At 44.7% G+C, this 19,221-nt stretch carries 15 protein-coding genes and 1 tRNA gene; 6 read left to right on the forward strand and 10 right to left on the reverse strand.

The features are described 5' to 3' along the window. Nucleotides 1-51: 51 nt before the first annotated feature. Both ushA and ybaK read left to right on the forward strand, forming a co-directional pair. Nucleotides 52-1,713, forward strand: coding sequence for a bifunctional UDP-sugar hydrolase/5'-nucleotidase UshA (gene ushA / locus OCV44_RS03905; protein ID WP_029223112.1), 1,662 nt, complete (start codon nt 52-54; stop codon nt 1,711-1,713). Between the two features lie 119 nt (nt 1,714-1,832). Further along, nucleotides 1,833-2,306: a Cys-tRNA(Pro) deacylase gene (ybaK, locus tag OCV44_RS03910; RefSeq protein WP_139685293.1), complete on the forward strand. Its 474-nt coding sequence runs from the start codon at nt 1,833-1,835 to the stop codon at nt 2,304-2,306. Nucleotides 2,307-2,434: 128 nt separating this feature from the next. Here ybaK and rluF read toward each other — a convergent pair whose 3' ends face one another. The 3 genes from rluF to OCV44_RS03925 all read right to left on the reverse strand — a co-directional run bounded on the left by rluF (nt 2,435) and on the right by OCV44_RS03925 (nt 4,641). Continuing rightward, the gene (gene rluF / locus OCV44_RS03915; protein ID WP_086048906.1) at nt 2,435-3,574 is read right to left on the reverse strand and encodes a 23S rRNA pseudouridine(2604) synthase RluF; all 1,140 of its coding nucleotides are present in this window, start codon (nt 3,572-3,574) and stop codon (nt 2,435-2,437) included. 177 nt (nt 3,575-3,751) lie between these two features. After that, nucleotides 3,752-4,333 (reverse strand): DNA endonuclease SmrA, encoded by a 582-nt coding sequence (gene smrA / locus OCV44_RS03920; RefSeq protein WP_139685292.1) that lies wholly within the window; start codon nt 4,331-4,333, stop codon nt 3,752-3,754. Between the two features lie 167 nt (nt 4,334-4,500). Then, a complete protein-coding gene (locus OCV44_RS03925) occupies nt 4,501-4,641 on the reverse strand; it encodes a DUF3149 domain-containing protein (protein ID WP_004736246.1) in 141 nt (46 codons plus the stop codon). A gap of 255 nt (nt 4,642-4,896) precedes the next feature. Here OCV44_RS03925 and OCV44_RS03930 point away from each other — a divergent pair. After that, nucleotides 4,897-4,973 (forward strand) — tRNA-Pro (locus OCV44_RS03930). 132 nt (nt 4,974-5,105) lie between these two features. On the opposite strand, the gene OCV44_RS03935 is transcribed toward OCV44_RS03930, so the two are convergent. Further along, nucleotides 5,106-5,993, reverse strand: coding sequence for a TraB/GumN family protein (locus tag OCV44_RS03935; protein ID WP_139685291.1), 888 nt, complete (start codon nt 5,991-5,993; stop codon nt 5,106-5,108). A gap of 405 nt (nt 5,994-6,398) precedes the next feature. Here OCV44_RS03935 and OCV44_RS03940 point away from each other — a divergent pair, with 405 nt between their 5' ends. Together OCV44_RS03940 and OCV44_RS03945 are read left to right on the forward strand one after the other, a co-directional pair. Beyond that, nucleotides 6,399-9,053 carry a beta-N-acetylhexosaminidase gene (locus OCV44_RS03940; protein ID WP_139685290.1) on the forward strand — a complete coding sequence of 885 codons (2,655 nt, stop codon included), beginning with the start codon at nt 6,399-6,401 and terminating at the stop codon, nt 9,051-9,053. 536 nt (nt 9,054-9,589) lie between these two features. Next, complete coding sequence (locus OCV44_RS03945) at nt 9,590-10,327, forward strand: oligogalacturonate-specific porin KdgM family protein (protein WP_139685289.1); 738 nt, start codon at nt 9,590-9,592, stop codon at nt 10,325-10,327. Between the two features lie 250 nt (nt 10,328-10,577). Here OCV44_RS03945 and OCV44_RS03950 read toward each other — a convergent pair whose 3' ends face one another. Together OCV44_RS03950 and OCV44_RS03955 are read right to left on the reverse strand one after the other, a co-directional pair. Continuing rightward, entirely contained in the window at nt 10,578-11,018 is a 441-nt protein-coding gene (locus OCV44_RS03950; RefSeq protein ID WP_139685288.1) for a DUF411 domain-containing protein, read from the reverse strand. Next, a complete protein-coding gene (locus OCV44_RS03955) occupies nt 11,008-13,791 on the reverse strand; it encodes a heavy metal translocating P-type ATPase (protein WP_139685287.1) in 2,784 nt (927 codons plus the stop codon). Before OCV44_RS03955 ends, OCV44_RS03950 begins: the two co-directional genes overlap by 11 nt. A 318-nt stretch (nt 13,792-14,109) precedes the next feature. Here OCV44_RS03955 and gltX point away from each other — a divergent pair, with 318 nt between their 5' ends. Next, the gene (gene gltX / locus OCV44_RS03960; protein WP_139685285.1) at nt 14,110-15,537 is read left to right on the forward strand and encodes a glutamate--tRNA ligase; all 1,428 of its coding nucleotides are present in this window, start codon (nt 14,110-14,112) and stop codon (nt 15,535-15,537) included. Between the two features lie 83 nt (nt 15,538-15,620). Here gltX and OCV44_RS03965 read toward each other — a convergent pair whose 3' ends face one another. The 4 genes from OCV44_RS03965 to OCV44_RS03980 are packed head-to-tail and all read right to left on the reverse strand — an operon-like array spanning nt 15,621 to nt 19,219. Beyond that, entirely contained in the window at nt 15,621-16,844 is a 1,224-nt protein-coding gene (locus tag OCV44_RS03965; RefSeq protein WP_086048911.1) for a beta-ketoacyl-ACP synthase, read from the reverse strand. After that, nucleotides 16,841-17,566, reverse strand: a complete 726-nt coding sequence (locus tag OCV44_RS03970) for a 3-ketoacyl-ACP reductase FabG2 (RefSeq protein ID WP_139685284.1) — start codon at nt 17,564-17,566, stop codon at nt 16,841-16,843. The genes OCV44_RS03965 and OCV44_RS03970 overlap by 4 nt, the downstream gene beginning before the upstream one ends. Further along, nucleotides 17,563-18,027 (reverse strand): hotdog family protein, encoded by a 465-nt coding sequence (locus OCV44_RS03975; RefSeq protein ID WP_086048913.1) that lies wholly within the window; start codon nt 18,025-18,027, stop codon nt 17,563-17,565. The genes OCV44_RS03970 and OCV44_RS03975 overlap by 4 nt, the downstream gene beginning before the upstream one ends. Further along, nucleotides 18,020-19,219 carry a beta-ketoacyl-[acyl-carrier-protein] synthase family protein gene (locus tag OCV44_RS03980; RefSeq protein ID WP_139685283.1) on the reverse strand — a complete coding sequence of 400 codons (1,200 nt, stop codon included), beginning with the start codon at nt 19,217-19,219 and terminating at the stop codon, nt 18,020-18,022. The genes OCV44_RS03975 and OCV44_RS03980 overlap by 8 nt, the downstream gene beginning before the upstream one ends. Nucleotides 19,220-19,221: the final 2 nt, after the last annotated feature.

The following is a 19,221-nucleotide window of genomic DNA, read 5'->3' on the forward strand; positions in this document are numbered from 1 at the left end:
AATGGATTATAGAAAGCAGTGGATTCCCCTAAAAAGTTCAAAGGTATGACAATGAAGCAACGCCTTATTCTAAAGACAGCACTAAGTGCTGCAATCCTAGCTACTTTAGCTGGATGTGCCTCTCAATCAGCTCATGATTGGAACCAAGACGAAACTTATAAGCTAACTATCCTGCATACGAACGACAACCATGGTCGTTTTTGGCAGAACAAATACGGCGAATACGGCATGTCTGCGCGTAAAACGCTTGTTGACCAACTTCGTGCAGAAGTTGAAGCAGAAGGCGGTAGCGTGTTGCTTCTATCTGGCGGTGACATCAACACAGGTGTACCAGAGTCAGACCTTCAGGACGCAGAACCTGATTTTAAAGGTATGAATAAAATTGGTTACGATGCAATGGCATTGGGTAACCACGAGTTCGATAACTCACTAGACGTACTGCAAAAACAGATCGACTGGGCTAACTTCCCAATGCTGTCTGCAAACATCTACGACAAAGCGACAGGCGAACGTAAATTCCAAGCTTACGAGATGTTTGAAAAGCAAGGTATCAAGATTGCTGTTATCGGTCTAACGACTGAAGATACAGCGAAAATTGGTAACCCAGAATTTATTGCTGGCATCGATTTCCGTGACCCTAAAGAAGAAGCGAAGAAACTGATCGCTGAACTTAAAGAAACAGAAAAACCAGACCTAATCTTTGCTGTGACTCACATGGGTCACTACGAAAATGGTCAGCGTGGTGTTAACGCTCCGGGTGATGTAGCACTAGCGCGTTACCTAAATGAAGGCGATCTAGACATGATCGTTGGTGGTCACTCTCAAGAGCCTGTATGTATGGAAGGCCCTAACGTTGCGAAGCAAAACTTCAAGCCGGGTGATGAATGTAAACCAGACGTTCAAAACGGTACTTACATCGTTCAAGCTCACGAGTGGGGCAAGTACGTAGGCCGTGCTGATTACGAATTCCGTAACGGCGAACTAGAGATGGTGAGCTACGACTTGGTTCCCGTTAACCTTAAGAAGAAAGTTAAGATTGACGGCAAGAAGCAACGTGTTCTGATTCAAGATGAAATCGCACAAGATCCAGAGCTACTTGAATTCTTACGTCCTTTCCAAGAACAGGGCCAAGCTCAGTTAGAAGTTCAAATCGCTGAGACAAATGGCAAGCTTGAAGGTGACCGTAACGTCGTTCGCTTCCAACAAACTAACCTGGGTCGTTTGATTGCAACTTCTCACATGGAGCGTGCAAAAGCAGACTTCGCTGTGATGAACTCTGGTGGCGTTCGTGACTCAATTGAAGCAGGCGATGTGACGTACAAAGATGTACTAACAGTACAGCCTTTTGCAAACATCCTGACTTACACTGATATGACGGGTAAAGAAGTTCTAGATTACCTAAACGTAGTGGCGACTAAACCTGTTGATTCAGGTGCTTATGCACAGTTTGCAGGTATTTCTATGACGGTTGCTGACGGTGAAGTATCGAATGTCTTCATCGGTGGTAAGCAGCTTCGTTTAGACGAAACTTACCGCTTCACGGTACCAAGCTTTAACGCTGCTGGCGGTGACGGTTACCCTAAACTGTCTGATCACCCTGGCTTTGTGAACACAGGTTTTGTTGACGCTGAAGTACTAAAAGAGTACCTAGAAGCAAACAGCCCTGTTGATGTGAACAAGTACGCACCTTCTGGTCAAATGGTTTATAAGTAATTGAACCCAGTTAATTGAATCACTAGGTGCTAAATTAGATTGACTCTAGTACCATGATAAATTTAACTAAAGCGACGCTTCGGCGTCGCTTTTTGTTTATCTATCGTTTGGATTTTGTCATGACCCCTGCAATTAACCTGGCCAAGAAAAAGAAAATTGTTCATACCGTGCATCAGTATCATCATGATGCGAATAACACTAACTATGGATTAGAAGCCGTTGAAGCGCTTGGTCAAGATCCCAAACGTGTATTCAAAACGCTTTTGTTCTGCTTGAATGGTGTGGCGAAAGATTTGGCGGTTGCCGTTATTCCCGTCGACCAGAAGCTAAATCTAAAGTTTGCAGCAAAAGCGGCGAAAGGTAAGAAAGCAGAGATGGCTGACCCTGATATTGCTCAGAAAACCACGGGTTATGTGGTGGGAGGAATCAGTCCTCTTGGTCAGAAAAAAGCATTGCCTACCTTTGTTCATTCCAGCGCTACCGATTTTGAAACGATATGTGTGAGTGCAGGGAAGAGAGGATTAGAAATAGAGCTAGATCCGAAAGACTTAGTACTACTTACGCGTGGCCAGTTTGCTGAACTATGCCTGTAGCTTGTGCTTTCCATAACGATAAATGTACATGATCACAAATAAAAACGCCCGCTAGATTAATCTAGCGGGCGTTTCTTTATCGACTGTCCCGTCCTGAAATGTGTTTACACATTGAGGGCGAATTATGACTACTTTTTCAAACCTAAAGTACCACCAACACGTTTCGCTGCTGGTTTGTTCGGTCTGTTTGAATCTTGACTGCGGTTTGTCGGCTTACCGCTTCTACGTTCGTTATTGTCGCGATCTGTGCGATTGCGATCCGAACGGCTTTTATCTGAATTAGAACGCTCTGAACGAGAGTTTGATTTCCAGTTCTCGGTATTGCCACCGCCACTGCTTTCACCATTTGATGAATTACGGCCTCGTTTCGAGTTAGGTGCATGACGGAATTCGTCCGCATTGTTACCGCGGTAAGTGCGAGTACGATTTTCGTTTTGATTGCGGCGCGCTGTGGAAGTTTGGTTTTCTTCACGGCTATCGAAAAGTTTTGCGTCTGTCGCTTTACGAATACGCTGGCCTTTCGCGTTCATTTTTGACGCATCTTCAGTACTTACAGAGCCTTCACACATCGCTAAAATTTCAGTGATCTCTTCGTCGCTCAGGTAGCGCCATTTTCCGTTAGGAATACCGTCTAGTGAGATGTTCATAATACGAACGCGGCGCAGTTTAAATACTTCGTAACCCAATGCTTCACACATACGGCGAATTTGGCGGTTAAGGCCTTGCGTTAATGTGATGCGAAACGAGAACTTGGTCTCTTTCTCTACCTTACATGGCAAGGTAACAGTATCGAGAATATGAACGCCAGCGCCCATTTGCTTCAAGAACTCAGTCGTAATAGGTTTATCTACACGAACCACGTATTCTTTTTCGTGGTTGTTACCTGCACGTAGGATTTTGTTTACGATATCGCCGTCGTTAGTCAAGAAGATAAGACCATCAGAAGGTTTATCTAGACGACCAATAGGGAAAATACGTTTGTGGTGGCCGATAAAGTCGACGATGTTGCCTGGAATATCACGCTCAGTAGTACAGGTGATACCTGTTGGTTTATTAAGAGCAATGTAGATCGGTTTTTCTCTTGAACGAACAGGTTTATTGTCGATCTCAACATCATCACCAGGCAAGACTTTAGTGCCCATTTCAGGGATCTTACCGTTAATAGTAACTCGGCCAGCATCAATGAGTTTATCGGCTTCGCGGCGTGAGCAAAAACCAGTTTCACTGATGTATTTATTAAGGCGTTTAGCTTGGGATTCTTGTGACATGATATTCTCTTAGCGTTTCACAACGGAAATATAGATAAACAAAAAGCAACCTCTGAATAGTTGCTTTGAGTTGGGATTCGTTAACTGAGAACAATTTTAGCACTTGGTGTGAGTCTAGGCACGAAATATCGCTCTTGATGCAAGACCGCTATTAGCTTAATTATCTATCTCAACTTATCAACTGCTGCGCTTTTGATGGCGCTCTCTGTTCTCTAGCTTTTTGTCATTACTCTTTCTGAGCATGACATAGACCGCGCCTGTACCACCGTGAAATTGCTGAGCTGAATGAACACGTTGAACATCGTTAATTTGTGTTAGCCAATTTGCCACGTAGCTTTTCATCATTGCTGGTGGATTCGAACGCTCACCTTTACCGTGGACAATGATAACGGTACGAACATCCATTCTTAAACACTGACGCAAAAATGAGAGTACTTCGTTACGAGCGTCTTTCAATGTTTTCCTGTGAAGGTCGAGTTTGGCTTGAATTGGATACTTGCCCAAGCGCAGCTTTTTGTATACGCCTTCTTGTACACCATCTTTCTTATAAGCAATGACATCGTCAGGTTTGATCATTGGAGAGTAGTCTAATGATAAGTAGTCTTTCTCGTCGTCAGACAGCCACATAGCGGCTTCACGCTTAGCAAGGTGAGATTCTGTGACTCGGTGTACTTTCTGGTGTTCGGCGGTGTCATGGTCGATACGTTTAACATCGCCCATCATTTCTTGGAATAGATCTAAGTCGTCATCATGAGACATAGTGTGTATCTCAAGTTGGATAAGGAAAGGGTAAGTATACCTAAGTTGAGGCCGGGTTTAAAAATGAAAAAACCGGAGAAGACAATAAGTCGGCTCCGGTGCAAAGCGTTTTTACATCGACCTAAAGAAAATGATACTTAAAAGTAGATGATTTAGGCTGAGCGATTCTAGTGAGGAGATTTTTCAGTCATAACTTTGTAGATGAAGAAGCCTCCATAGAACATCATGAGACCCAGAGCCCCGAATATTACTATCATTGAAGATAGTCCCACCGCATTACCAAATAGGAGTTCTAGCCAAAAGTCCATGTGTATACCTCAAAGTTATATGACACGAGTTAGTGTATTAACTAGTGTTATCAATTCACTGATCTGGATCAATCCTGTTTCATAAGTTAAATACTTGTTGGTAACTGTGTGTTTTTCGTCACATTGGCATTTCACTTGTACGTCTTTTGTTCGAACGATTCGATATTGTAAAAAAGAGTGAAAAAAGCCCTTGCGGATAAACTCAGAATCCGTATTATACGCTTCATCGACAGGCAATCAGCCAGTTAGATATCTCGGTGAATAGCGCAGCTTGGTAGCGCATCTGGTTTGGGACCAGAGGGTCGGGGGTTCGAATCCCTCTTCACCGACCACATTTAGAAAGCCGTAGCAGAGATGCTACGGCTTTTTTGTATTTTGGAATAATTAAAGCGTTTATATGGTTTAGGCCATGAGGGGACGCCAGTACCATCCTCATAGCGAGAAGACAACGACGCTGAACCTGGCTAGCTTTTCGCATTAACCTCAAATTGACACTGAGCCTGTTGGCTTTGTGATTGTTGAGTGACATTGAAACCTTTCTCTTTTAACAACTGCAAAAGGTTACCTTCTCCAATTAGGTGCAAGGCGCCAACTACAATCAAGTAGCTCCCTTTCGAGTCAAGTTTCCAATCATTGGCAGATAGCTTGTTTGCCCAGTCGATATTGCGATCTGTTAAAAATGCTTTCTCTAGTTCAGGCGACATCTCAGACAGCTCTGCGAAGTCTTCCAGTTTCGCTAAATCACCCGCTTTCCAGCTTTCGATTAAGCAATGAACCACACGATCAGTTTGGTCAAATTCCTCAAGGCTACTGATTAACCACTCCTTACCGTCGTCCTTTTGTTTGGTCATCAGGTCTATTTGGAATTGTAGTGGTTCTAAACTGATAACCGGAACATCTTGGATAGTCGCTTTGTAAGCTAGCGTCGCATCAACGCCGCCGGCGGAGCCATAACCAAGGTTTTTTAGCTGCTGCATCTGTATAGCGAGAGAAGTCGCCCAAGGCGGTGAGCTAAGTAGCTGCTGAGTAGGCATATCCAATGATTTTGAGATGCTACTTAATAATTGTTTTTGTTCTTCGTTTAATACATCAGCTGTAGTCACTTTGCTAGCAGGATAAACAATACCCTCTGTCTTCCTTATATCCGTCTCAATAACTAATCCGTCACCGTTTTTTAGCGTGTCGATGATTGCCGACGGAAGCGGGTACATGCTCTCGTCTCCAACGTGTACAGAACCTAAGATGGTGAGGGTCAGATCATCCTTTTTGACTTTCCAATAAAGAGGTTCGGCCGCAGCTTGTTTGGCTGAAAATGCGAGAACGAATAAAGTCATGTAGAAGAATGGGCGCAAAGGGAGCTCCTTTAGGAAGTCTTAAACTCGTTAAAATCGATTTTGACGGTGTTTTTTAACGGTTTTTTTTGAGAACGATGTCACGTTGTTTGTACGAAAAGTATAACAACACCAACAAACTCTCAAACCTTTATCTCTATCAGCGACATGATTTTATGAAATTCATTAAAAAGATTGTGATTCGTTTCTCAAATTTTACGTCAAAACAAAAGTGACGGAAGTGTCGTTAGTTTTAACTTGATGATTTTATTGACTTTAATTTCATCAGGATTTTTTAGATTTGAAGCTGATCACTTTATTAGCTTGATTTAATTCACGGTAAAAAATAAGCCCATATAGTTTATCTAACTTTCGAAGCGCTCCACTTTGCTTCTGACTCAATTTTTAAATTTATGGGTGAATACGATGTTGAAGAGAAACTTACTATCTGTAGCGGTACTGGCTGGCTTGACGGGTTGTGCGGTAACACAAGCACCAGAACAAAAGGTGGTTAATGCACTGGCTGATAACCTCGATGTGCAATATGAAATTTTGACGAATCATGGTGCGAATGAAGGTATGGCTTGTCAGGACTTAGGCGCGGAGTGGGCATCATGTAATAAAGTAAATATGACGCTAACTAACGATGGTGAAGCGATTGATTCAAAAGATTGGACCATCTACTTCCACAGTATCCGCCTTATCTTAGATGTTGATAATGAGCAGTTTAAAATCACTCGCGTAACTGGCGACTTACACAAGCTAGAACCAACAGAAAAGTTCGATGGCTTTGCCGCGGGTGAAGAAGTGACTCTTCCATTAACTAGTGAATACTGGCAACTGTTTGAAACTGACTTTATGCCAGGTGCATTCGTAACGGCACCAAACGCCGAACCTAAGATGATTGCTTCATTGAATACTGAAGATGTCGCGTCGTTCGTAACCGGTTTGGAAGGAAACAACCTAAAGCGTACACCTGACGACAACAACGTTATGGCAACGGCTGTTACACGCTTCGAAAAGAATGCGGATCTAGCAACGCAAGATGTATCAACCACTTTACTACCAACGCCAATGTCGGTAGAAGCGGGCGAAGGTTCAGTGAGCATTGCTGGTGGTATTGCCCTACCTAAAGACGCATTTGATGCTGAGCAATTCGCTGCCATTGAAGAACGTGCAGATGTGGTAAACGTAGATGTGAGTGGCGACCTACCTGTTAGTGTCGCTGTTGTTCCTACTCAGTTTACGGGTGATTTAGCGAAATCTGGCGCTTATGAACTAAGCATCTCGGAAGAGGGGATTGCGATTAAAGCGTTTGATAAAACAGGTGCTTTCTACGCAGTTCAGTCTATTTTTGGCCTAATAGACAGTCAGAACGCTGAATCACTACCACAACTGTCGATCAAAGATGCACCACGCTTTGATTACCGTGGTGTGATGGTGGATGTTGCTCGAAACTTCCACTCAAAAGATGCCATCCTAGCAACGCTAGACCAAATGGCAGCCTACAAGATGAATAAACTTCACCTTCACTTAACAGATGATGAAGGTTGGCGTTTAGAAATCCCAGGTTTACCAGAGCTAACGGATGTAGGGGCTAATCGTTGTTTTGATTTGGAAGAACAAAGCTGTTTACTGCCTCAGCTAGGTTCAGGTCCAACGACAGACAACTTTGGCTCTGGTTTCTTTAGTAAAGCGGATTACGTCGAGATCTTAAGCTACGCAAAAGCGCGCAGCATCGAAGTCATTCCAGAAATTGATATGCCAGCACACGCTCGTTCTGCTGTGGTATCAATGGAAGCGCGTTACACTCGCCTAATGGCGGAAGGCAAAGAAGCTGAAGCAAGTGAATATCGCTTGATGGATCCACAAGATACTTCAAACGTGACGACGATTCAGTTCTACGATAAGCACAGCTTCATCAACCCATGTATGGAATCATCGACTCGCTTTGTTGATAAAGTGATCACAGAAATAGCGGCAATGCACAATGAAGCGGGCATGCCGCTAACGACTTGGCACTTTGGTGGCGATGAAGCGAAAAACATTAAGTTAGGCGCAGGCTTCCAAGATGTTGATGCTCAAGACAAAGTGGCATGGAAAGGTAACATTGAGCTAGACAAGCAAGACAAACCATTCCAACAGTCTCCACAATGTCAGTCTTTGATTGCTGATGGTTCAGTAAGCGATTTTGGTCACCTTCCAGGTTACTTTGCAAAAGAAGTATCGAAGATTGTTGCAGAAAAAGGCATTCCTCACTTCCAAGCTTGGCAAGATGGCTTGAAGTATGTTGAAGAGGGCGAAGCTGGATTTGCAACAGAGACAACTCGCGTTAACTTCTGGGATGTTCTTTACTGGGGCGGCACGTCATCAGTATACGACTGGTCAGCGAAAGGTTATGACGTGATTGTCTCTAACCCAGATTACGTATACATGGATATGCCATACGAAGTAGATGCAGCAGAGCGTGGTTACTACTGGGCAACGCGTGCAACGGATACTCGTAAGATGTTTGGTTTCGCACCAGAAAACATGCCACAAAATGCAGAAACATCGTTAGACCGTGATGGTAACGGCTTCTCTGGTAAAGGTGAGATTGAAGCAAAACCTTTCTACGGTTTGTCGGCGCAACTTTGGTCTGAAACGGTACGTACCGACGAGCAGTATGAATACATGGTATTCCCACGAGTTCTTGCAGCAGCAGAACGTGCATGGCACAGAGCGGATTGGGAAAACGACTACAAAGTGGGTGTTGAATACTCTCAAGAAACTAACCTAGTGAATAAGCAGGCTCTACACAGCGACTTCAATCGCTTCGCGAATATCCTTGGTCAACGTGAGCTGGCTAAGCTTGAGAAAGCGGGAATTGATTACCGACTGCCAGTACCGGGCGCTCAGGTTGTTGATGGTAAGCTAGCGATGAACGTTCAGTTTCCTGGCGTAGAGTTGCAATACTCTGCTGATGGCGAAAACTGGTTAACGTACGATGAGCAACAACGTCCATCAGTTTCTGGTGAAACGTACATCCGTTCTATCTCTGAAAGTGGTGAGAAAGTCAGTCGAGTGACTTCGGTAAAATAATCGATAAACAACATTAATAGAAGAGCTCCCTAGCTATTATCTTACTCAGATAAAAGCGGGAGCTTTTTTTTCGTCCAAACTAAGTTCGGCCCTTTTCTTAAACTGAAACATATAGAAATAGCCTTTATTTATAACGTCAACAATGCACATAAGATGAGTTTCATCGCAAAAGTGACGCACTTCTCATTCTTCTCTTCAAAAAATAAGTTAGCCATCAAAAACTATAAATCAGGTGTGATTGAATTAACTGAATCTAATTTTACGTCGTGAAATAACGTGATCTTGATCCGTTCTGTCTATTGCCTTTCTTTTTTTATCTATTTTTATGTTTTTAAGTTGTTGATTTTAATGGTTTAAATAACTTCAACTTTTTTGATGGTGAGAGAGATCACTCTGTTTGTTCTTTTATTTTTAAACGTAAATTAATTCGAGCAATATAGATTTCATGCCAGGGAGGCTACCAATTACTCAAGCGGCGAAGGTGAATGATATACCGAAGATATGTCGCTGAAAAATTCAAACTAAGGCAGTTAATTATGAAAAAAGTATTTGCATTAAGCGCTCTAGCAGTAGCATTTTCTTCAAACGTTCTAGCGGACTCTTCTTACGTTACAGGTAATCTTCAAGCGCATACTGACGATCTTCACGGTTCGAAAATGACGTCTACTTTAGAGGCCGGCCATACATTTGATTTCGATTTTGGTGGTTTTACGGTTTATACCGAGATTGATGGCATCCAGTTAGGTGAGTTAACTACTGAACGTACCACTGCGAATCCTGCGGGTTCTTCGGCAAATCCGGGTTGGACTATTGGTGGTGAGCAAGCGTTCAACATCAATGACAACCTTTGGGTTGCAGCGGGTTACCAACACTTAGTTGTTGAAGGTGATACTGTTCAGTACCGACCACTGATTAAAGTTGGCTACAATTTTGACAACGGAATCGCAATCAGTAACCGTACACGTGCTCACATCAGCGAAGATAGCAACCGCAGCACAGATGTTCGCATGGACAACCGTATCGCTTACTCCGTAAATAACGAGCTAACACTAAGCTACAACAACGTGTATGTTTTTGCTGGCAACGAGTCAGATAAAGGCAACGGCGTAATGAAGAAGCAAGATTCTATGGATCACGAGCTTCGTGCTACGTGGACTCGCAACGGAGTTCAACCTTACTTTGAGTACCGTAGCCAAGCAAACGGCGTAAAAGATTCAACTGGTTCAAACATTGACAACCATGCATTCGTATTCGGTGCTTCTTACGGCTTCTAAGCTGATTCACTTGGCTGTTTAGTTAGCCGAGTGAGCTTCTTTGTTAAATAGCTTTTTCGTTAAAAAACTTCTTAGCTAATTAGCGAGGGGAACATAGCGGTACTAACAGCCCGGTTGGTGCCGCGACAAGATTTGCTTTACTGTCCAAAAGCAAAGAGCCTAGTAAGTAAACCACAGTCTTGGGTTTGCTTAATGCTAGGCTCTATTTTTATGATCGATTTTTGTTTCTTCAAATCAGTCTTTTTACGTTCTATTTTCCGTTGTAATGACGGTATTCAAACACCTGACCTTTGTTATTAAACGCATACACAGAATACTCGTCTTTCTTATCGCCATGCTCCATGCCCGGTGAGCCCATTGGCATGCCTGGAGCCGCTAAGCCAATCGCATTGCGTGGTGGATTTGCTAGAAAGGCTTTCACATCCTCAGCTGGAATGTGTCCTTCAAATACGTAACCGTCGATTTCTGCCGTATGGCAAGAGGCCAGCTTCTGCGTTACCCCTAACTTCTGCTTGATTGGATTCATGTCATCATGGAGTTTCTCTGTCACATCGAACCCAGCGTCTTGCATATGCTTCGTCCATTCTGTGCAGCAGCCGCAGTATGGGGATTTATGATTTAGAACATCAGTAGCGAGAGCTTGTCCTGAAATTGCAGCGAGTGCAGTAAGAGTCATAACTTTACGAATCATGGTGAACCTCATGAATATGGTTTTTGTTGATATTAGAATGAGTGGGTTTGAACAGTCTTAGCCTGTTGGCATTGCTTACAACCGTAATTGACGACATCGCCATTGCTGCGCCAGCAACGACAGGGCTTAGCAAAAATCCGAAAAATGGGTAGAGCACACCAGCTGCAATCGGAATGCCAAGCGAGTTATAGACGAAGGCGCCAAATAAGTTTTGTTTCATGTTTCTCACGGTCGCTTGGGACAGCTCGATCGCATTGCTAACCGATAATGGCGATGAATTGAGTAGCGTCATTTGCGCACTCTCGATTGCCACATCACTGCCGCTGCCCATCGCGATTCCTATATCTGCTTGCGCAAGAGCGGGTGCATCATTAATACCGTCTCCAACCATAGCGACACTTTTATATTGTTGTTGTAGCTGAACAATATGTTGCGCTTTCTGCTCAGGAAGCACTTCTGAGATCACTTCGTTGATATCGACGGTTTTGCCAATCGCTTGAGCAACAGAATCGTTGTCGCCTGTTAATAGTACGGTGTGAATTCCCGCGGATTTTAGTTGAGCTATCGCTTGTTTGCTATCTATTTTTAACGCGTCTGAAACGCCAAGTATGCCTTCCAGTTTTTGATCAATCGCGACGAAAATTGGCGTCCAAGCTTGTGAGCGGCAAAGCTCGATAAAGTCTGCGCCAATTTCAGTTTCAATACCGAGTTGAGTGAGATATTTAAGTGAGCCGACTTGAACGTTTTTGCCGTTAATTATTGCTTGTATGCCAAGCCCTCGTTGGTTTTCAAATTCGCTGTGGGGTAGTGCTGAAACTTGTAAGCTCTCAGCATATTGGCAAACGGCTTTCGCTAATGGGTGTTCTGACCCTACCTCTACCGAATAGGCGTAAGCCAGCAGTTCTTGTTCTGATAAGTCGCCATAAAAGGCCTGCTGAACGGTTGGTTTACCTTGGGTTAGGGTGCCTGTTTTATCAAATACGACAGCATCAATTTTGCTTGCAGATTGCAACACATCTGCATCCTTGATCAGAACACCAAACTCAGCGGCTTTGCCAACGCCAACAGTAATAGAGAGCGGTGTCGCTAAGCCCAATGCGCATGGGCAGGCGATGATTAGCACTGTTGTTGATACCACTAGCATGTAACTTGCACTCGGTTGTGGTCCAACAAAAAACCAAACTAGGGCGGCAATGGCTGCGATCGCGACCACAACTGGTACGAAAACGGCAGAGATAGAGTCGGCAAGCTTCGCAATCTCAGGCTTGCTGCTTTGTGCTTGGCGAACCATCTGAATGATTCGAGCCAACATGGTGCTTGAGCCAATCCCCGTAGCTTCAATGATTAAGCTGCCATCACCATTAATGGTACCTGCTGAAACACCATCATTAATCGATTTAACGTTGGGGAGCGGTTCGCCAGTCAGCATTGATTCATCGATATAAGACTCACCCGATACCACAACACCATCGACAGGGACTTTTTCTCCCGGCTTCACTCGAACTTGCATGCCGACTTGAATTGCTTCTACAGCGATGGTTTTCTCTTTACCATCGACGATAACCGTGGCTTTTTGAGGCTGTAAATTAATTAGCGCCTGCAAAGACTTAGTGGTGCGTGCTTTGGCTTTGGCTTCAATGTAGTGACCCAAAGAAATAAGGCCGATGATCATCGCACTTGCCTCAAAATAGACATGACGCGATGGTTCAGGGAACCATGATGGAATAAGTACTACCAACATTGAGTAGAACCATGCTGCGCCAGTGCCTAAAGCAACTAACGTATCCATGGTCGCACGTTTGTGCATCAGTGATTGCCAAGCGTTAGTAAAGAAGCTGCGTCCAGAGGTCGCAAGCAGTATCAGACAGACGACTCCGATCAATCCCCAGGCCACTTGGTCGTTAAATGTAGCAATGGTCATGCTGCCACCAAACAGCCCCCACGCCATCAGCGGAGCGCCGATAAGCAGCGCACTTACTGAGTTTCTAAGAAAGGCTTGTTGAGTACGAAGTTGCTGTTCTTGTTGTTTTTGCTGTTGAGTCGCCGCATCGTCGACAAACTCGGCGCCATATCCTGCAGCTTTCACGGATTCTATTAGAGCGTTTTCAATGATGTCTCTGGTTTGAGAGGTGAAAACCAAGGCTGTCTGTTCTGCGAGGTTGATCTGAGCTTGGTCGACGAACTCATTCTTTTTCAGCGCTTTCTCTACCGAAGAAACACAACTCGCACACGTCATTCCCCCAAGAACAAGGTGATAGGTATATTGGCTAGCAGCAGGTTTAGCTTGTGTCGGTTCCACTGGCGCTGTTTTTTTATCGTCTTCTGATTCTTTATTAGATAAAGGCTCATTAATTTCAGAGTAAGGAGTCGCGAGATAACCCACACTTTCGATTAACTCAATAAGCTTGGGTTCTGAAAGCAGAGTCACCACCGACAATTCATGTTTACTGACTTCTAGGTTTGAGATTTGCTCGGTGTGTTCAAGTGCTTGGGTCAGTTTGTTCACGCACTTACCGCAGCTAAGGCCGGATAGCGAAAGGTGCAGCTTATTACCCATGGAATAACCAAGGGTCATTAACTGTTCACTGAGTTGAACGTAACTAAATGGAGTCGAAATGTCGATGTACGTCGGCGATATGTTGTTGATCGTCGTATTATCGAGATCGTCAAACAATGTGCGGGCTTTCTTTGCACAACCCATGCAATTTAAGCCGTTGAGCGCAGTTGTGTAATGGTTCATATCGAGACTCCAATTATCATCTACGCCTAACATAAACCTTCCCGTAAGGGTAAGGTCAAACATAAATTCAAGAATTTGATATTTGTTGGAATATTGAGTGGTGGAATGGATGAGGTTTATCGTGCGCGTGGCGATAATTTGCCTTTTTACAGTGTTTGGTATGTGCTTAAGCTATTGGTTTTCCCCTTCTTCGATAGCTTTCGTAAAAGAACAGCGCATTTATCATTCACTACTGATTGTAGATTTAAGCGGTGGTGATAAAATAGCGCCCAAAATTTAGTGATATTTTCCTGTTGCAGGCTTTGTAATAGCAATCACTAAAAGAATCACCTACATAATCAAGGTATTTAAATGACGGTTAAAACTCGTTTTGCTCCTAGCCCAACTGGCTATCTTCACGTTGGTGGTGCACGTACTGCACTTTACTCTTGGCTATTCGCTAAGAACCAAGGTGGTGAATTCGTTCTACGTATCGAAGACACAGACCTTGAGCGTAACTCTCAAGAAGCGGTTGATGCAATTCTAGAAGGCATGCAATGGATGGGTATGGAATGGGATGAAGGTCCTTACTACCAATCTAAGCGTTTTGACCGTTACAACGAAATGGTTGATAAGCTACTTGCTGAAGACAAAGCATTCAAATGCTACGCGTCTAAAGAACTGCTTGATGAGATTCGTGCAGAGCAAGAAGAAAACAAAGAAATGGCTCGTTACGATGCGAACCACCCTAAAATTGTTGCAGCAAACGAAGCAGCAAATGAAGGTGATGCGTGCGTTATCCGTTTCCGTAACCCTAAAGAAGGCAGTGTAGTATTTGATGACCAAATCCGTGGTCGCATTGAAATCTCTAACAGCCAACTTGATGACCTAATCATTCGTCGTACAGACGGTGCTCCAACTTACAACTTCGTTGTTGTAGTGGATGACTGGGACATGGGTATTACACACGTTGTTCGTGGTGAAGACCACATCAACAACACACCTCGTCAAATCAACATCTATGAAGCACTAGGCGCGCCAGTTCCAACTTTCGCTCACTGTGCAATGATTCTTGGTGATGACGGTGCGAAACTTTCTAAGCGCCACGGTGCTGTTTCTGTAATGCAATACCGCGACGAAGGTTACCTACCAAATGCACTAAACAACTACCTAGTGCGTTTAGGTTGGTCTCACGGTGACCAAGAGATCTTCTCTCAAGAAGAGATGATTGAATTCTTCAGCCTGAACGCAATCAGCAAGTCTGCATCTGCATTCAACACTGAAAAGCTACTTTGGTTGAACAACCACTACATCAAGACTTCTGAGCCTGAGTACGTTGCAAAATACCTGCAATGGCACTTAGATGCACAGAAGATCGATACAACAAATGGCCCAGCGATCACTGAAGTGATCACGCTAGTTGGCGAGCGTTGTAACACGCTTATCGAACTTGCTGAGCAATCTCGTTACTTCTACGAAGATTTCTCTGAGTTTGAAGCTGGCGCGGCTAAGAAGCACCTACGTGGTGTTGCTAAAGGTCCACTCGAGCTTGCTCTTGCTAAGGCTGAAGCACTTGAAGATTTCACTACTGCAAACATCAAAGATGGTGTGATTGCAGCAGTATGTGAAGAGCTAGAGATCGGCATGGGGAAAATCGGTATGCCACTTCGCGTAGCAGTAACAGGTGGCGGTCAGTCTCCTTCTGTTGATGCAGTGATGGAGCTTGTTGGTAAAGAGCGCGTAATCGCTCGTATCAAGATGGCTCTTGAGTTCATCGCTGAGCGTGAAGCTAACGCTTAATTGAGCGATTGCTAGATTCAAAAAAGGGTCAGTAACTTGGTTACTGACCCTTTTTATTTGTCTTGAGTTTTATCTAGCTAAGCTCAGATTTTTTTGAATATGATGGAGGTGTTGATTCCGCCAAAGGCAAAGTTATTACTCATTACATACTCAACATTCAATTCGCGACCAGAACCTGTAATGTAATCGAGTTTGCCGCAGCGTTCGTCGATGTTTTCAAGGTTCAATGTTGGGCTGAACCAACCTGAATGCATCATTTCTAGGCTCAACCAAGCCTCAATGGCACCACACGCTCCAAGCGTATGACCAAAGTAGCTTTTCAATGAGCTGATTGGCACTTCTCCGAAAATGTTTGCTGTCGCATTACTTTCAGCAATATCACCTTTATCTGTTGCCGTTCCGTGCGCCGAAACATAACCAATTTTTTCCGCAGGGAGTTGTGCATCTTTCAGCGCTTTCTCCATACAAATTTGCATGGTTTCCATCTGAGGTTGGGTCACATGGGCTGCATCGCAGTTGCTGGCAAAACCGATGATTTCCGCGTAGATCTTTGCACCGCGAGCAACCGCATGTTCATACTCCTCAAGAACAAGCGTGCCAGCGCCTTCACCGATAACCAGGCCATCGCGCTCACTGTCGTAAGGGCTAGGGGATTTTTCTGGCGTGTCGTTTTTTAAACTGGTCGCAAAAAGGGTATCGAAAACGGCAGACTCGGTTGGGCATAGCTCTTCACCACCACCGGCAACCATCACGGTTTGGTAGCCGTGTTTGATTGCTTCATAGGCGTAGCCAATCGCTTGGCTTCCTGACGTACAGGCACTGCTGGTGGGAATCACGCGGCCGCGCAGACCAAAGAATAGCCCGACGTTTACCGCTGCGGTGTGTGGCATCATTTGCACGTAAGTGGTTGCTGTGATCGCTCGCGTCGATTTCTCGTTAAGCATCACGCCAAATGCACCAACAGCGTCAGTGCTGCCGGTTGAAGAACCGTAGGCAATACCTGTTTCGCCATTAGTCAAAACGTCGTGGCCAATCAAGCCTGATTGTTCTAACGCATTTTCGGTGGCAACGGTTGCTAGGCGAGAGACACGGCCCATACCACGCACTTGCTTGCGCTTATAGTGTTTAGGCAGTTGAAAGTCGTCAATAGGTGCAGCAAGCTTGGTGTTGAGGCCATCATATTGCTCAAAGCTTGGCATGTACTGGGTCGCATTTTTACAAGCTTTCAGTTTTGGCTCGATGTGCTGCCAATCGTTGCCAAAAGCGGTAACGCCTGACATACCAGTTACAACAACGCGGCGGGTCATACTAAGCCTCCATTAACTGAAATCACTTGACGAGTGAGGTAGCCGGCAATATCCGACATTAGGTAGCTGACTAAGCCTGCTACTTCTTCAGGTTCACCCATGCGGCGTAATGGAACTTGAGGCAGAGCATGCTCTTTTACATGCTCGTCAACCATCCCGGTATCGATTAAACCAGGAGCGACACAGTTTACCGTTATCTTGCGTTTTGCGAGCTCTAGAGCCAGAGACTTAGTTGCGCCAATCACACCTGCTTTTGCTGCGGCATAGTTAGTTTGGCCACGGTTGCCCATGATGCCAGACACAGAAGCCAGAGTAACGATTCGACCGCCTTTGCGCTTTTGAACCATTGGCATTACGCACGGGTGCAGTACATTGTAGAAACTGTCGAGGTTGGTGTGGATAACGCCATCCCACTCTTCTTCAGTCATGGCTGGGAAGGCCGTATCGCGAGTAATCCCCGCATTGTTCACCACGCCATAGTAAGCGCCATACTCAGCAATATCAGCCTCAAGTATTTCGCGACACTCGCTGCGGTTGCTGATGTCAAACTGGATAAGACGCCCAGCGCCACCCAGCTCAGTAATCGACTTCAAAGTATTTTCTGCACCTTGCTTGTCACCCATGTAGTGAACGGCGATTTCAAATCCGTCTTTCGCGAGTTGAATAGCGATCGCTTTACCAATGCCTTTGCTGGCACCTGTAACTAAAACCTGACGGGTCATGATGGGCTCCTAGTTTTCATTTCTTGTAATTTTTGTTCGGTTGGTACATAGACATTGAGCTGGCATTGAGCCACTAGCTCGCCTTGGTCTTCGACTCTGGCGGTAAATACAGCCATACCACTGTCTTCCATGAGTTGTTCAGCATAGATATCAAGGGTTTGACCTTGAGTAAACTCATCACAAAGTGACTTATAGCGACGAGAACCTAATAAAAAACCGATTGGGGGAATGGTGCCATTTTTCAGCGCATGATACCCAGACCATGCAGCAACAGATTGCGCCATAAACTCGATACCCACATAAGCAGGTACGGTTTGAGATTCGGTGTTAAAGAACAGGTTGTGCGCGCCAATGTCGACCTGGCAGTGAATCGATAATGCCTCAACGTTGATAGCTCGATCGATTAATATCATCGGATCATCGTGTGGGAGAAGTTGGTCTACAGAAGGGATATCAGTCATTTATTACACCAAAAATCAGGCTAATGTTGTTGCCACCAAAAGCGAACGAGTTGCTTAAGATGTTCTTTACTTTAAGTTTCTGGGCACAGTTTACCAAATCAATCTCAATATCTTCAGCTTTATACTGACATTTTTGTAAGGGGAGTGGTAAGTCATATTTTAGAATATGCCACGCAATTGCAGCCTCTATCGCACTTGCCGCTCCAAGAGTATGTCCTGTTAGAGGCTTGGTTGAACTGACGGGAACCTTGTTTGAGAAAATACGATGGATTGCTTTGCTTTCCATTGAGTCATTGAGTGGGGTTGCGGTGCCATGGGCATTAATATAACCGATGTCTTCTGCTTGTAACTGTGCAGAATCTAACGCCTTTCTCATTGCTTGTTCTGCGCCGTTACCTTCTGGATGGGGTGCAGAAATATGGTGTGCGTCGGAGCTATCACCGCAACCCAGTAGGGCGATGTTCGAAGTACTTTGAGTTGCATCAGTAGCGGTTGGTTTTGTCTTGCTAAGCAACATGAATGCCGCAGCTTCTCCGATGTTGATGCCATCACGCTCGGCGCTAAAGGGCTTACAATGTGTCGTTGATAGTGCTTCAAGACCATGAAAGCCATTGAGCGTCAGTTTACACAGTGTATCGACACCGCCAACCAATACAGCATCCGCCATTCCAGAATCTAACAAACGTTGGGCAGTAATAAATACACGGCCACTTGATGAGCAAGCGGTCGAGATCGCGTAGCTTGGCCCTGTTAAAGAGCAGTGTTGGCTGATGAACTCCGATACATTACCAAGCTCTTGTTTTGAATAGTGGAAACCTTCGGGGAAAGAGCCATGGTCGAGTTTGTGTTTAAACGCCGTTTCGCCATCAGAAATACCAGAAGTGCTTGTGCCGATGACTACAGCAATCCTATCTGCGCCATATTGTGATTTTGCTTGTTCAATAGAATCTTTTATTTGATTAACAGCCGATAACGCCAGTTGATTATTGCGAGTGGCGTATTCCGCTTGAACTGATGAAATTTCTGGTAAATCGCCTGCGACCTTACCAACGACCGTCGGCTTACCGTCGTTTAGCATGTCGCTCACTTCAATCATATTGGAGTCGCATTGATTGCTGAGGCAGCCATGAATGTCAGCAATGCTTGAGCCTAATGCGGAGTGAAAACCACAGTCTTGGATATAAATAGGCATGA

Origin of the sequence: Vibrio tasmaniensis (genome assembly GCF_024347635.1) — a bacterium.
Taxonomy (GTDB): domain Bacteria; phylum Pseudomonadota; class Gammaproteobacteria; order Enterobacterales; family Vibrionaceae; genus Vibrio; species Vibrio tasmaniensis.